The sequence below is a fragment of the Undibacterium sp. JH2W genome (genome assembly GCF_049340425.1).
Taxonomy (GTDB): Bacteria; Pseudomonadota; Gammaproteobacteria; order Burkholderiales; family Burkholderiaceae_D; genus Undibacterium.
In genome coordinates this window covers 192,691-207,310 of sequence record NZ_JBMPOT010000012.1, presented here as the reverse complement: position 1 = coordinate 207,310, position 14,620 = coordinate 192,691, and the positions used below count along the sequence as shown (strand labels likewise).

At 52.6% G+C, this 14,620-nt stretch carries 14 protein-coding genes; 4 read left to right on the top strand and 10 right to left on the bottom strand.

What is annotated here, in order from left to right:
- Positions 1 to 101: 101 nt before the first annotated feature.
- Positions 102 to 575, top strand: a complete 474-nt coding sequence (locus ACO0LC_RS19320; protein WP_423006068.1) for a hypothetical protein — start codon at positions 102 to 104, stop codon at positions 573 to 575.
- Between the two features lie 68 nt (positions 576 to 643).
- Here the strand turns inward: ACO0LC_RS19320 and creD are convergent, their stop codons facing one another.
- The 5 genes from creD to cdd form a co-directional block, all read right to left on the bottom strand.
- The gene (gene creD, locus ACO0LC_RS19315; RefSeq protein WP_423006066.1) at positions 644 to 2,068 is read right to left on the bottom strand and encodes a cell envelope integrity protein CreD; all 1,425 of its coding nucleotides are present in this window, start codon (positions 2,066 to 2,068) and stop codon (positions 644 to 646) included.
- Between the two features lie 89 nt (positions 2,069 to 2,157).
- Complete coding sequence (locus tag ACO0LC_RS19310) at positions 2,158 to 2,583, bottom strand: hypothetical protein (RefSeq protein WP_423006064.1); 426 nt, start codon at positions 2,581 to 2,583, stop codon at positions 2,158 to 2,160.
- Between the two features lie 183 nt (positions 2,584 to 2,766).
- On the bottom strand, positions 2,767 to 4,206 hold the full coding sequence (creC, locus tag ACO0LC_RS19305) for a two-component system sensor histidine kinase CreC (protein WP_423006062.1): 1,440 nt from the start codon (positions 4,204 to 4,206) through the stop codon (positions 2,767 to 2,769).
- Entirely contained in the window at positions 4,203 to 4,925 is a 723-nt protein-coding gene (gene creB / locus ACO0LC_RS19300; protein WP_423006060.1) for a two-component system response regulator CreB, read from the bottom strand. Before creB ends, creC begins: the two co-directional genes overlap by 4 nt.
- Before the next feature lie 72 nt (positions 4,926 to 4,997).
- A complete protein-coding gene (gene cdd, locus ACO0LC_RS19295; protein ID WP_423006058.1) occupies positions 4,998 to 5,399 on the bottom strand; it encodes a cytidine deaminase in 402 nt (133 codons plus the stop codon).
- Positions 5,400 to 5,450: 51 nt separating this feature from the next.
- Here cdd and ACO0LC_RS19290 point away from each other — a divergent pair, with 51 nt between their 5' ends.
- Both ACO0LC_RS19290 and ACO0LC_RS19285 read left to right on the top strand, forming a co-directional pair.
- Positions 5,451 to 6,923, top strand: coding sequence for a diguanylate cyclase (locus ACO0LC_RS19290; RefSeq protein WP_423006056.1), 1,473 nt, complete (start codon positions 5,451 to 5,453; stop codon positions 6,921 to 6,923).
- A 166-nt stretch (positions 6,924 to 7,089) separates the two neighbouring features.
- Positions 7,090 to 7,758: a DUF5610 domain-containing protein gene (locus tag ACO0LC_RS19285; RefSeq protein ID WP_423006054.1), complete on the top strand. Its 669-nt coding sequence runs from the start codon at positions 7,090 to 7,092 to the stop codon at positions 7,756 to 7,758.
- A gap of 136 nt (positions 7,759 to 7,894) precedes the next feature.
- Here the strand turns inward: ACO0LC_RS19285 and ACO0LC_RS19280 are convergent, their stop codons facing one another.
- Positions 7,895 to 8,869 carry an MBL fold metallo-hydrolase gene (locus tag ACO0LC_RS19280; RefSeq protein ID WP_423006052.1) on the bottom strand — a complete coding sequence of 325 codons (975 nt, stop codon included), beginning with the start codon at positions 8,867 to 8,869 and terminating at the stop codon, positions 7,895 to 7,897.
- Positions 8,870 to 8,980: 111 nt separating this feature from the next.
- Here ACO0LC_RS19280 and ACO0LC_RS19275 point away from each other — a divergent pair, with 111 nt between their 5' ends.
- The gene (locus tag ACO0LC_RS19275; RefSeq protein ID WP_423006050.1) at positions 8,981 to 9,856 is read left to right on the top strand and encodes a LysR family transcriptional regulator; all 876 of its coding nucleotides are present in this window, start codon (positions 8,981 to 8,983) and stop codon (positions 9,854 to 9,856) included.
- 369 nt (positions 9,857 to 10,225) lie between these two features.
- Here the strand turns inward: ACO0LC_RS19275 and ACO0LC_RS19270 are convergent, their stop codons facing one another.
- From ACO0LC_RS19270 to ACO0LC_RS19255, 4 genes are all read right to left on the bottom strand, one after another.
- Positions 10,226 to 11,068 (bottom strand): isopenicillin N synthase family dioxygenase, encoded by an 843-nt coding sequence (locus ACO0LC_RS19270; RefSeq protein ID WP_423006048.1) that lies wholly within the window; start codon positions 11,066 to 11,068, stop codon positions 10,226 to 10,228.
- Positions 11,069 to 11,080: 12 nt separating this feature from the next.
- On the bottom strand, positions 11,081 to 12,079 hold the full coding sequence (locus ACO0LC_RS19265) for a nucleoside hydrolase (RefSeq protein WP_423006046.1): 999 nt from the start codon (positions 12,077 to 12,079) through the stop codon (positions 11,081 to 11,083).
- Positions 12,080 to 12,483: 404 nt separating this feature from the next.
- On the bottom strand, positions 12,484 to 13,455 hold the full coding sequence (locus ACO0LC_RS19260) for an ABC transporter permease (protein ID WP_423006044.1): 972 nt from the start codon (positions 13,453 to 13,455) through the stop codon (positions 12,484 to 12,486).
- Positions 13,452 to 14,534: an ABC transporter permease gene (locus ACO0LC_RS19255; RefSeq protein ID WP_423006042.1), complete on the bottom strand. Its 1,083-nt coding sequence runs from the start codon at positions 14,532 to 14,534 to the stop codon at positions 13,452 to 13,454. The genes ACO0LC_RS19260 and ACO0LC_RS19255 overlap by 4 nt, the downstream gene beginning before the upstream one ends.
- Positions 14,535 to 14,620: the final 86 nt, after the last annotated feature.

Below are 14,620 nucleotides of genomic sequence, written 5' to 3'. Positions count from 1 at the left end.
ATTTCAATTGCGACTAGAATAAGTATGGTCAGGCTGGTTTATCCCACAGCCAAGTATCTGCCATGACATCACCTGCGCAAATCCTGAATACGGAGGCAAGAATGAAATTACTGCGTTTTTATGTAGAAGTAGGAGGTGAGGAATTTGATGCCGACAGGTTTGCCCTGGCGGCGGATGAGCAGGAACTTGATGGGGCTGTATCCCGCATCATCGATAACAGCAAGACACTCAAGCGCTGGGGGGCGGATGCACAGGTAATGGTCAATCTGGCAGGTGCAGAAGCGCCAGCCAATCATGGCGGGAGCAGGCAATGGTGCACAGGCCTGGTGGAATATGCAGCAGAGGCACAAGCAGGCGCAAATTTGCCAGCCTGGCTGGCAGAAGAAGCGCAATTGCTGGACTTTATAGCGCAGGTCAAGAGCAGATTACCTGACGTGGCGAGTTTTTGTGTAGGCGAATATTTCATCTTGCTGAGGCTGATCTATGCCACTTCCGGCGCTGGCCTGCATTATTCCGAAACCCTGATGCGCAGCCTGGCAGAGATCAACGCAGGGCTGACGATAGACCATGCATGAAAAAAAGCAGAACCTTGCATATGCTGCCTGCAAGGTTCTGCTTGTGATACCGTGAGCTGATACTACTATCAGACGTGATCGTAAGCACTGTCCGTGACAGGCTGGCCCAGGCTGTACCAATCGACTTTGCGGGTCGCCAGCATGATACCTGACAAGACAGCAAACAGCAGCAAGCTGCCCATCATCATGGCATTGTTTTCTGAACTCAATAAACCAAACAGGATGCCGTATAAGACCGTCAATGCTGCACCAAATCCCAGGCCACGCTTCCAGTTATGCAGCACATTAGCCAGATAAATGCCGATGAGTAAAATACAGGCTGCGCTGGCCGTCAGATAGGCTAGCACGAAGCTGATTTTTTCTGACAGGCTGACCAGCAGTAAGAAGAAAATCACCAGCGCCAGACCAACCAGGGTGTATTGCACAGGGTGGATGGGCAATTGCTTCAAGACTTCAAACAAGAAGAAGGCGGCAAAGGTCAGGGCGACAAACATCAGGCCGTATTTGACGGCGCGGTCAGCCTGGCTGTAGATATTGACTGGCTCAATGAAGGAAACACTGAAGACATCTATAGGTGATGCTGTTGATTCGGGATTGTCCATTTCAGATGAATTGCCTGTACGCATATTGACTGCTGCGCCTGCATTTTCCAGCTTAGTCATTTGCAGTTGTGCATTGCTGGATAGCGAAGAAATATTCCAGCTGGCGCTGACACCCTTGTCATCATTGGTCCTGCCTTTGGGCGAAGGCAGGAAGCGACCACTGTATTGCACATGCTGCCAGTTCGAAGACAGCTTGACCTGATTGTTTTTTGCGAGTGGTGCAAAACTCAGTTTTTCTATGCCATCGACATCCAGGTCTATCTTGAATTTAATTTGTTTCGCATCCGCCAGCTTCATGGCATCCAGGCCAGCATGGATGCCATGCGGGAAAGCACTGAGTCCGCTACCCTGTTTGAATTCTATGCTTTGCTCATCCCAGGTGAGCTTGGGGAAGTTTTGCAAGCCACGGGTGTCGCTGAGGCCCATGGAAATATATGGTGCATCAGCCAGGGCGATGACGGCTTTGGGATTATCTTTCTGTACCATGCTGGACAATTCAGGCAGTATGAAGTCACCTGCTATTTTGTGGTGGCCGGTATAGACCAGCACTTTATGGATGCCGCGATAACGCTGGTCAGTATCGATATTACCTATGACCTGCATTTCATTCGGGTAGATATAGTGCTTTCTATTGGCCGACAACTGCCGGCGCACGGTTTTATTGAGCGTTGCATCAAAGCTCTCATCTTCCCAGGTCTCGGTATAGGGCACGACCAGCACGGGGCCAACGATGACCTGCTCACTGACAGAATCCGCCGTGATACTGCGTACCGCCTCTTCGCGGTAATGTATACGCTCCGAGATAGTGGCTTGTATCATGCCCAGCGGCACAAACAACAAGATGGTCAGCAGGCCGACGATGGCGATTTTGAATAACAGACTTCTTTGCATGACATGCTCCGGTAATGGCGAAGCTTGTAATGTAAAAAAGCGATATGCGGGGATGATGTGGTTTGTGTGAAGTACTAGAGTTTTAACGATTAATGGGGTGCTTGTAATATGTGCCTGGGCACTTGTTCAAAGCCCCATTCTTTGGGATCATGAAACGGACTTAATGGAATGTTTTCTTCTCGTTGTACATGGATAATTAGGTTTGGGTGTTTTCTTAATTTTGAGAGTGCTTCAAGTATTCCGTAACCTTCAATGATTATAGGCTGAGCATTGTTTAGACGTTTGTCTATTAGAGGAGATATTTTTGAGGTGTCTATATCGATACCTTCAAAAGGAACCAGATAGAAATCGGTCTCTATTAATGATGTATTAAAATACCACGCTAAGAATCGGCCAAATGTAGTTTTACCATGACCCAATTGCCCAGTAATTGCGATAATTATTGCAGGCCGGTTTACTAGAGCTGGCTTCAATTTTTCTATTAACGCATTAAATTCAGGCGGGCGGATGGGCATACTCTATTTTCCTCGTAGGTTGGGCTACGCCTTACCAGCCCAACACTGGGCCTTTAATAAACGAATACGTCATTGATACGCCGAGCGTTGGGCTGATGAAGCGTAGCCCAACCTACGAAATGTACAAACCGCTCAAATTTCAGTCTATATTAGAATGCTAAGCTAGATGAGTCAAAGCTAAAACTATGCCTCCAAACAAAACCTCGCTACCACTCCAACACTTCCTTGATTTTCCACGCTGATACTCCCGCCATGTAGCAAGGCCACCTCCCGCACAAACGGCAAACCCAGGCCTGTGCTTTTGGCTGCATCTGGTCGCGGCAGGGAGTAGAAGCGGTCAAAGATTTTATCGAGCGCGTAATCAGGTATGCCCGGCCCTTGGTCGCTGATGCTGATTTGCAGGGATGCTGTGCCATCAGGCTTATTGATGACACGGGCTTCTATGCTGATGGTGCTGCCTGCTGGCGCAAAGGCAATGGCATTGTCGAGCAAGTTACCCAGCGCCTGGCGCAAGAGCAATTCATCACCATTGATGCTGGTGATGCCTGCGCCCATGTCTTGCTGTAATTGTAGTGACCTGGCTTGTAGCCTGGGCTGGGCATCTTCCACCACCAGCGCCAGCAGGTGCGGGATGTTGACCAGTTGCACATTGGTCAGGCTTTGCTGTTTTTCCAGCTTGACCAGGGCCAGCAATTTGTCGATCAATTGCCGCTGGCGGGTATTCTGTTCAAGGATGTTGTTCAAAAAATGCTGCCTGTCTGCGGCAGGCAAATCTTCACGCATGAGTTCGGCCGAGCCTTGTATTGAGGCGATGGGGCTTTTTAATTCATGCGCCATGGTGTGCATGAGTTGTTCTGCATATTGCTTGCCTTCGAGCTTGTCGCGCATGGCTTCGAGGGCGCGACCGAGGCTGCCGATTTCATTATTACCGAGTTCAGGCAGGCTGGTTTTTTCGCCATTTTCTACGCTAATAGCGTAAGTTTGCAGCTTGCGCAAAGTGCGGTTCAGCCACCATGAGAACCCCAGGCCTATCAGTAATGAGGCTATCCATAACCAGGCACTGCGCTGCAAAATTTTGCGCTGGCTGTGCTTGATAAAAGGGGCAATGGTGGAGATGGGCTTGGCGACCGTCAATGAACCTATGATGCGACCATGATCGAGGATGGGTGCGGCCACATGCATGACACTGCTGGCTTCATCTTCTGGTTTGCGGCGGGTACTACGCGCACCGTATTTGCCATGCAGGGTCAGGTAGACATCGTTCCAGCGTGAATAATCCTTGCCTACATCCTGGCCTTCGCTATCAAAGATAACGATGCCCTTGATGTCGGTGATATAGATGCGGTAATCGAGGCTGGTCTTGCGCGTGCCATTGACGTTGGCATCGATACTGCGTTGCGCATAGTTTTGCATGCGCTTCATCAAATCACTGTCGGCGACTTTGCCTGCCGCCACATCGTCTGCCACCAGGGTGGCCAGCATTTGGGCCGTATCGATGAGGGTGTCTTCCAGCGTGGCGCGCACGCCGGGTTTGATTTCTTCGACGACCACATTCAGGATCAGCCAGGCACTCAGGCCCAGTATCAAGAAATAACCCAGCAGTATACGCAGGCCTATCTTCATGCAGGTGACCAGCTATAGCCCATGCCGCGATGGGTGAGGATGCCTTCATCATTTGCTTCGCCATCATCAGCGATGCCTGTGCTGCTGAGCCTGGCCTGGCGCAGTTTGGCGCGCAGGCATTTGACGTGGGCATCGACGGTGCGTTCCAGCGTGTCGGGCGCGTTGGTCCAGACGATGTCCATGAGCTGCGCACGCGAGAATAAATGGCCGGGGCTTTCCATCAGCGTCTTGAGCAGCAGGTATTCATAGCGGGTCAGGTTCAGCGTCTGGCCAAAGGCGAGTATGCGGGCTTCTTGCGGTTTCAATTCAAAACGTGGCGCGGTAGTATCTGCCGCGGTTTGCACCTTGCCTTGCTGACGTCGCAAGATGGCGCGTATGCGGGCCACTACTTCGCGTGGTGAAAAGGGTTTGCTGACATAGTCGTCGGCGCCGATTTCCAGACCGACGATGCGGTCTATCTCATCATTACGCGCTGTCAGGAACAGCACAGGCGTATCCGAGAACTGGCGCAACTGGCGGCAGACATCAAAGCCGCTGATGTCGGGCAAACCGATGTCGAGCACGATCAGGGCCGGTGGTGTTGTCGTCGTGCGCAATAGTTCCAGCGCTTGCTGGCCCAGGCTCAGGTGTTGTGGGATAAAGCCGTCGGTCTTCAAGGCATAGGCCAGGGTGTCGGCAATGCTGACCTCATCTTCGATGATCAGTATGGATTTGCTCATGCAGGAGATGATAGGGATGTTGAAAGTCCCGCACAGCGATGTTGCTGGCATGCTGTGCGGGATGGTGGAGACTTATTCCGGTTTCAGGTAAAACGCATCCGGCAATTGCTCGCCGGCGGTGGTGGTCTTGACATCCCCTTTGAGGTTAGTCAGCAGCACCGGCAATTCTGGTCCACCCAGCTCGATGATGACCTGGCGGCAGGCACCGCAAGGGGCGATTGGGCCTTCGGTATCGCCAGTGACGGCGATGGCGGCAAAATCACCGGGGCGGTAACCGGCCGCAATGGCAGAAAACAGCGCAGTGCGCTCGGCACAGTTGCATAAACCATAAGAGGCGTTTTCTACATTACAGCCATGAAAAGTCTTGCCATCCTTGGTCAAAACGGCTGCGCCGACCTTGAATTTGGAGTAGGGCGCATAAGCGGATTCACGGGCTGTATTGGCAGCTTGCAATAGTTCACTTTTGTTAAACATGTTCATCTTTCGTTGGTATAGGCGACATTGTATTATCAAACCATGTCAAATATGGTGAATCAGCTTAAATCCTCCGCACCTGGCTTAGACGGGCAGGGTGGACAGGCACAGCCCGGTTTCAGGAAGAAACTGCCGGAACTGGCTTTGGCCTTATTTGCCATGGGCCTGTACTATCTGGCGGCCCGCACCGGCATGCAATTGTTTGCATTAAAACCCAGCAATATCACCCTCTTGTGGCTGGCTTCTGGCATAGGCATGGTGATGTGCATGCGGCATGGCTTGCTGGCCCTGCCGTTGATCATGTTTGTCAGTTTTTGCGCGAATTATCCCGGCATGGCAGAAGCCCATCTGGCAAACCCGGTGTTATATACCCTGATATCGGCCACCGCCGATGGTCTGGCTGGCACGGTGGCCATGCTGATGATGCGCTTGTCCTTGCCAGAAGGCTTGCGTAAATCTACTGATCTTTTACATTTTGGCATCAAAGTCTGCCTGATACCGACCATGCTCAGCAGCCTCATTCTCAGCCTGAACCTGGCGGTGGGTGGTTATATACAATGGGAAGAGGCCGGCAATTTTTTTCGCATGCTGGTGCTGGCAGATAGTCTGGGTATTTTGCTGATCTATCCACTTTACCAGGCATGGAGTAATGATCGTCAACTGCGTCATGTTGAAGTGCAAAGACTGCTGCTGACCAGCCTGGGCGTGGGCGTCTTGCTGTATCTGGCGTTCCGTGGTTACCCCGGTTTTATCTATTTCATCCTGCCGGTGTTGCTGTTGCTGACTTTCTATGTCAGCCTGAACCTGGTGACACTGATCCTGGCGATTAGTATGGTGGCGATTATTGCCATCACAGGACAGCAACTGGGGCCTTTCCAGAGTCGTAATCTGGTGGAGGCCAACTTCATGCTGGTGTGCTTTGTTTGCACTACTACTTTTACCATCCTGGCCGTGGCCTTGCATAACCACCAGTTGCTGAGCATAGAAGCGGCCAGGCAGGAGTGGCAGCAGGCGGCTGAAGTGGATGCCCTTACCGGTTTGATCAATCGTGCCGCCTTCTTGCCCATGCTGGCAGAAGAACATCAGCGTGCTGCCCGCATGGGCCGCCCCTATGCCCTGGCCTTGCTTGATATCGATCATTTTAAAACCGTCAATGATATCTATGGTCATCAAGCTGGTGATGAAGTACTCGCACACTTTGCCAGCCTGATGCAGTCTAATATACGCGGCATAGACAAGGCTGCCCGTCTGGGCGGCGATGAATTTGCCATCCTCTTCCCTGAGTCCGATGCCAGAGAGGCAGCGGCTGCCATGGAAAGATTACGGCTACGCCTTGAACAGCATCCCATCCAGACTTCGCTTGTCCAGGTCTTGGTCACCAGTAGCATAGGTATTACCGAATACCAGGGCGGCGAGATTACGCCGGACATGGTGCGCACCCGTGCCGATCAACTGCTGTATGCTGCCAAGCATGCGGGCAGGAATCGTGTCATGTTTGATGTGGTCACCGATGAGGCAGCCTGAGCCTGTTATCTTCAAAATTTGTTATACATCAACGATCAATAGTTTTGCTTAATTGGATGATAAGCAAGAATAGTGATTTTCTTTTATCATTGTAATTTCCCTCATCTTGGTACATAACGAAGATAGTGAGGGATCAAATCTCCAAACTTTTCCCTGGAGTAATACCATGAGCATAGAAATTTCTGCAAAAGACCTCTACGTGCGTGCCTACCAAACGGCTCAAACCAAGGCACCCAAATCCGGCGACAAGGCGGCGGAAGATGCAGAGATCAAGCCTGCTCCTGACGAAAGCACCAAGGTCAGCCTGGATAGCTCGGTAGACAGCAGCCAGGAGAGTGCCGTCGTCTACAATGACCCGCGCTTGAACAAGACAGCCAAGCCAGACCTGCAAGCCCTGCTGGAAGAGTCTGATCGCAAGGCTCAGGAAATTGTCAATCTCATCAAGCCTCTGGTTGAGCAGCAAGGCCTGGAAATCTCCAAAGTGGTCAGCGGCCAGCAAAAAATCTCGGCCAGCCCAGAAGCCATCAAGGCCGCCCAGGCAGCCGTGGCCGAAGGTGGTGAATTCAGTGTGCAAAAAACAGCAGAGCGTATTTTGAGCTTTGCCAAAGCAGCCATCGGTGACGACCCCGCCAAGCTGGACAAGGTATCTGCTGCGGTTGAGCAAGGTTTTAAAGAAGCTTCGGATATTCTGGGTGGCAGTTTGCCAGACATCAGCAAGCAAACCCTGGAAGCCATACGTACAGAATTTGCACGCTGGAAATCGGATGGCATACCTAGTGGTGATACCGTGACCCTGGCAAAACCAGCCACAACCACGACTCAGAAAGCTGCTTGAGCGGAATCCTGGTATTCCGTGCGCTGTGCACACCATCTTCGCTTACTGATATGTTTTACAAGCGATGCGCATGTCGCACCCTGCGCTGCATTGCAGATGCCGCCATCACAGCGGCATCTGCAAGTCTCTTGTTTGCTTACTTCCCACCCAAGTCCTTATACGCCGCAGGCACATTCAAGCCTGGGTGCACCCAACCAAACAGGGCATAACCCGCATAGTCTGGCATGCTGACCTGCTTCACGGTTTGCTCCAGATTCAAGCCTTGGTTGATGGCTGTCTGTACCTGGCTGCGTACCGTCTCCAGATAGGCAATCTGCCATTTCAAGTCTTCCTTGCCTATGGCGACGCCATGGCCGGGGACGATGCGGGCATCTGCTGGCAAGAAGGCATCAACACGACGCAAGGTTTCCAGTGTGGCGATCAGGTGTCCATCCAGCAACCAGGGCAGGGCGGGTTTGCCAGCGATGATGGGGTTGCCACTCCACATGATCTTGCTTTCTGGTTCCCACACCCACAAGTCGCCGCCGGTCTGTGCGAAGCCAAAGTCCATGATTTCCACCACCTTGCCACCCAGGTCCAGTTTCAAGGTACTACCAGGTGCGACCAATACATCACCCGTGCGTGCCTTGATTTCTTCTATGCCGCGGCCAGTGCCAAAGTTCTTGATCATGAAAGCCTTGTCATCGTCCAGATGCGCATGGATATAAGTGCTGGTCTGGGCATGCTGGATGATCTTCGTGCTGGCAGGCATATACATATTGCCGTAGGCATGGTCACCGTGTGAACTGGTGTTGACTGCATACAGGATAGGCTTGTGGCCCAGCTTCTGGCTCAGTGCCATCACCTGTGAATTCAAACGTTTGTTGAGCATGGTTTCTATCAACAGGGCACCCTTGCTGCCAACGATCAGGCCGCCACTGGTGGCTGCTGCGCCACCTTTGGCATTGAGTTCTTTGGCGTTATTGGCATAGTAGGCATACACGCCATCCCCCAGTTTCTCGCTGACCATCTCGACCTTGTTGCCATCCCAGATGGGTTCTGCGGCTTGCGTTGCTTGTGCAACTGTTGCAAACAGCAAACCTGTTGTGATTGCCAGGATTGTGCGTTTCATATCTTTCTCCTTTGTAGTGGTTGACTCATCGATTACATACGCAGTGTAGTCACTGCATTTATGCAATACAATTAGCAATTAATGACATAATTATTTGCGAAAATGCAAAGCGTGGAAAATCTCAATGATTTGCGGCTGGTTGCCTGGATAGCCGAGACTGGTTCACTGGCAGGTGCTGCGCGTCGTCTGGGCGTGAATCATGCAACCGTATTCCGCCGCCTGAACCAGCTGGAAGCCGAAACAGGCGTGCGCCTGTTTGAACGCAATGCCGGCCGCTACCATGCAACGGCAGCAGGTGAAGAACTCATGCGCGCCGGTGCTGAGCTGGATGCGATTGCCACCAGCGCCATGCTGCGGGTGGCAGGCACAGATTTGCGCCCCAGCGGCCTGGTACGCATCTCCACCACCGACAGCCTGGCTTTGACTCTGTTGCCACCAATACTGGCCTTGTGCCGCCAGCGCTACCCACAAATCAGGCTGACGCTGGAAGTGGATAACAAATCTGCCAATTTGTCCAAGCGCGATGCCGACATCGCCGTGCGCCCGACGACCACGCCGCCAGACTACCTGATAGGCAAGCACATCGCCCCGCTGGAATTTTGCATCTATGCTGCCTCGTCCTATCTTGCCTTGCATGCAGACCTGCCACTGGATCGGCATCAATGGATAGCACTCGATGATGCCTACAGCGGCCATCGCAGCCTGCGCTGGTTGGGCAATATTCTGCCGCTGGATGAAGTCGGTTACCGCAGCAGCAGCTTTGGCCTGGTCCAACAAGCTTGTCTGCAGGGCATGGGCCTGGCGATCTTGCCTTGCATACTGGGTGACAGCTCAGATGCCTTGCAGCGGGTGGGTGAACCTATACCTGAATGTGCGGCTGCGCTATGGCTGCTGATCCATCCTGACTTGCGCGAGACTACACGTATCAAGGTGGTGTTCCAGCTTTTGCAGGAGGAGTTGGGGAAGGCGATGCTGGGGTTTGCGTAGTGCATTTTGTATCTTGCGAATACGTACACCGCAACTTAAATGCACCCCCTCAAATCCGTCATGCCGGACTTGATCCGACATCCAGTGACATTGCTGGCATACTGATGCTGCTTGCTCGCAGGCAGTGTGCAAATCATTGTTTTTGTTGCGTGTATGGTGAGACAAGCGATACGGCTTAACGACACTGGATGCCAGATCGAGTCTGGCATGACGACTGGGCTGTTAATTGCTGACGGTGGATATTGCCGTGCATAGTGCAGCACGTCAAAGAACATCAAGGTACATGGCGCAACATACAAAAAGCCCGTAACAGGAAACTGTTACGGGCTTTTCAATTGTCGAAGCTTGCAAAACCGAACTACAAAAACCTTACTTCTTCACACCCAGTTCACGCAAACGTTCTTGCAGATAACTGCCTGAGGTATGACGCTCGGACAGCACCACATCCGCACGCGGATGCAAAAAAAGTGGCAGCGAGATGCGGGATTTTTTCGCTTCTTCACCGGTAGGATTCAGTACGCGGTGGATAGTCGATGGGTAGTAGCCTGCCGAGGCTTCATCGAGCATATCGCCAATGTTCACGATCAGCATGCCAAAGTCGCAGGGCACGTCATGCCATGCATCATCCTTGCCCTGCACTTGCAAACCGGCCTGGGTTGCTGCAGGCAGCAAGGTCAGCAGGTTGATGTCGCCATGGGCCGCAGCGCGCACGGCATCCGGTTCTTCATCGCCACGCAGTGGTGGGTAATGCAGAACGCGCAGCAGGGTCAGGTCGCTGTCGGTGATCATGTCTGACAGGGGCATGGAATACTTGGCCTTGACGTCGGCAGGCGAGTGATCTTCTACCCATTGCAACAACTCCGCGGCCAGCTTGGCACCATCGTCATAGTACTGGCGCGCAGCATCTGACACTTCCTCTGGGTAACGGCCAGTAGGGTAGATATGATAAAACTCTTTCAGGTCACGCTTGGTCTGACCCTTGGCAGTCTCGGAAATACTAGGCGAAAAATAGCCATCCATTTTTTCGCGGTCGAAATCATACTTGTTCTTCGCATCGGTCTGGAAAAACTCATACCATTCCTTGTAGATGGTTTCCAGCGTGCTTTGCGACAGCGGGTGATTGGTCAAGACACCAAAGCCGGTGCGGTGCAGGCTTTCAGTGAATTTTTTTGCAGCATCGGGTGCGCGATAATCAACTGGTTCGATAAACATGATGGTCTCCCCTTATTGCGCCAGCGGTGCTTGCAACCAGCTGGATGCCAGGGTTGTATCGATCAATTGCTTACATGCCTCTGCATCGACCTTCATGCAAACACGTGTCTCTGGTTTGCTGGCTTCCCAACCTGCCTGTGGATAAGGGATAGGCAGTTTTGCCATCATGGTCTGGCCATTGCCTATGCCTTCTTTGGCGACGCGTACACGGCCAGAGCTGGTTTCGAAAATCTGCGGTGCCACCAGCCAGACAAATGCCAGCACGTCATGACCATAGCAGGCATGGCCCAGGTCTGGGCGTATGCTTTGGTAGAAGTTGGCGTAGAAGTTGACTGCGTGTGACAAGGTATCCATCGCCACGTGCTTGTGTTTTTCTGCCAGAGCCGCAAAGAAGCTCGAAGGCAAGACCACGCGATGAGTCACGTCCAGACCAACCATGGTCAAATCCCAGCCTGCTGTGAAGACCAGGTCAGCTGCATCAGGATCATTCCAGACATTGGCTTCGGCCACTGGTGAGACATTGCCTGGCTCATCAACCGTACCAGCCATCAGCACGACTTGCTTCAGCAGTTTTGGCAATTGTGGTTCCATCTTCAGGGCCAGGCCCAGGTTACCCAATGGACCAACTGCGACCAGGGTAATTTCACCCGGATGCTGGCGTGCCATCTTGACGATGAATTCAGCCGCGCTTTCTACTTCTGCCTTGCCACCGACTTCAATACGGCTGTTCAGGTTACCCAAACCATCAGCACCGTGGATGAAATCTGGCGGCATGCCAGGCGCTTTGGCGAAAGGTACAGGTACACCTTGTGCGACAGGGATATTGCGGCCAGCAATGCGCGTCAGGTACAGCGCATTGATGGTGGCTTGCTCAACATGGACATTACCAAAAGTAGTCGTGATACCAACCACATCGATATCAGGATGTGCCAGCGCGAAATACAAGGCCATTGCATCATCGACGCCTGGATCAGTATCAAAGATGACTTTATGTTTTGCTGTTGTTGACATGTGTATGCTCTCCAAAATTACACCGGCTGGCCATTGGGCAGAACCCAGTCGCGATGTGAATTGTTGCAGTTGACCCGGTTCAAGGAGGTCGAAATTATGTTTTAAAATCTTAGACCGAAAAGCTCACCACAGAGGCACGGAGACACAGAGGGGGGCACAGAGAAAAGCGGGAGAGTCATGTAGGTTGCAAATACGTAGGTTGGGCCGGGCCACGCTTGGCTACGCTTCATCAGCCCAACACTTAGCCTACAATCAACGAATACGTTATAGAAACGCCGAGTGTTGGGCTGGTAAACCGTAGCCCAACCTACAATTAGCCCAACCCTCGTTGCTCTTCACTCGCCTTTCTCTGTGCCCCTCTGTGTCTCTGTGCCTCTGTGTTGAGAGGTCTTATGTTTTTCAAATCAACGTGACTTCACAAACGGCTGGCCTATCGCTTTCGGGGCGACGGATTTTGCCATCAAGCCTGCCAGAACGATCACGGTCACGACGTAAGGTATCATTTGTATCAAAGAGCCCGGTACTTTGCCTATGCCAGGGAAGACTACGCCTTCTATCTGGACTTGCAGGGCAGCGAAGAAACCGAACATCAAACAGCCCAGGGCTGTGTGCAGCGGACGCCAGTTGCCGAATACCAGCGCCGTCAAGGCCAGGTAACCATTACCGGCTGACATGTCACGCAAAAAGAAGCCGCTTTGCACGATGGACAAATACGCGCCAGAGAATGAGCACAGCACGCCAGCGCACAGCATGGCCATGAAGCGGGTGCGTTCTACATTAATGCCCGCCGCATCGGCCGCATGCGGGTTCTCGCCGACAGCACGCAGGCGCAGGCCAAAGCGGGTGTGGTACAAGACCCAGTGTACGACAGGGATCAGGGCAAAGGCCAGATACACCAGCGCGCTATGTCCACCTATGAGCTTGGTATATACCCAGCCTATGAAGGGGATACCGGCAACTGCTTCAGAACCGGGCAAGACGATATCAAACAAACGTGCTTCACCAAGATCAGGCGTGCGGCCACCTTGCTGGAAGAAATACTGGGCGACGACAAAGGTCAAACCGCTGAGGGCAATATTGAGGGCAATACCGGCGACCAGTTGGTTACCCTTTTGCGTGATACTGACAAAGCCTTGCAGCAGCGCGATGGCAACCGAGATACCCACGCCTGCCATGATACCCAGCCAGGGGCTTTTGGTCACAAAGGCTACGGCAGCAGAGACAAAGGCGGCGGCCAGCATCTTGCCTTCCAGTGCCAGGTCAACCACGCCGCTGCGTTCTGCAAACAGGCCAGCCATGGCAGCAAACATCAATACCGGTGCATTGCGTATGGTCGATACCAGGATGCTGGAAAATTGAAAATCATCAAACATCATTTTTCCTTACGCTTGAGCAGGGCAGACAGGGCAGGGGCATACAGGTTTTCCATGGCACCACAGAACAGGATAATCAAACCCTGGATAAAGATAAACGTCTCTGGCGGGATATTGGCTTTTTCCAGCGACAGATCAAAGCCACCCTGTATCAGCGCGCCAAATAATATCGACGACAGCAAAATACCCACCGGATGCTGACGCCCCATCAGGGCAATCGCGATACCGATAAAACCAGCACCGGCAGGGAAGTTCAGGTTCAGGTAGTGGGTAGAACCCATGACAGAATTGACAGCAGCCAGGCCAGCCAGTGCACCGGATATCATCATCGTCACGATGATCGTCTTGCTGATGGAGATACCGGCATAATGCGCCGCATGCTGGTTCAAACCAGTGGCACGCAACTGGTAACCCCAGGTCGTGCGCCAGACCACGACACCGTAAATCACCAGTGCCACCAGGGCCAGCACAAAGCTGATATTCAAAGGTGTTTCACCCAGCACAGGCAAGATGCTGTTCAACTTGGGCAACCAGGATGCATCGGCAAATACGCGGCTGGCTGTGTTTTGCTGGCCAGCAGGGATGAGAAAGCTGACAATCGCATAATTCATCAGACTGGCAGCGATGAAGTTGAACATGATGGTGGTCACTACCACGTGGCTGCCGCGTTTGGCTTGCAGGTAACCCGGCAAAAAAGCCCAGGCCGCACCAAATACAGCCGCACCCAGCATTGCCAGAGGTATCAGTAACCAGCCTGGCAGGGAAGAATCCAGCCACAGTAACATTAAGGTCAGGCCCAGGCCGCCTACATACATCTGGCCTTCACTGCCGATATTGAATAAACCAGCCTGCATGGCAACCGACACCGACAAGCCGGTGAAGATAAAGGTTGCAGCATAAAACAGGGTGTAACCCAGGCCTTCAGGGTTCAGCACGGCGGCATTGATGAGTATGCTCAGGGATTCTATCGGGCTTTCGCCCAGCAAATAAATCACACCCGCCGCGACCAGTAAGGCGGAGAACAGGTTTAACAGCGGCAGGGCAAATGCGGTGGCCCAGCGTGGGAGGTCGGCTTGATTCATCTTTGTTTGGTCGCTTGTCTGTGCTTGTCTGTATTTGCTTGTTCTTGCAATATTCTTACCAGGGCTTGTTTAATCCTTGGCACTCG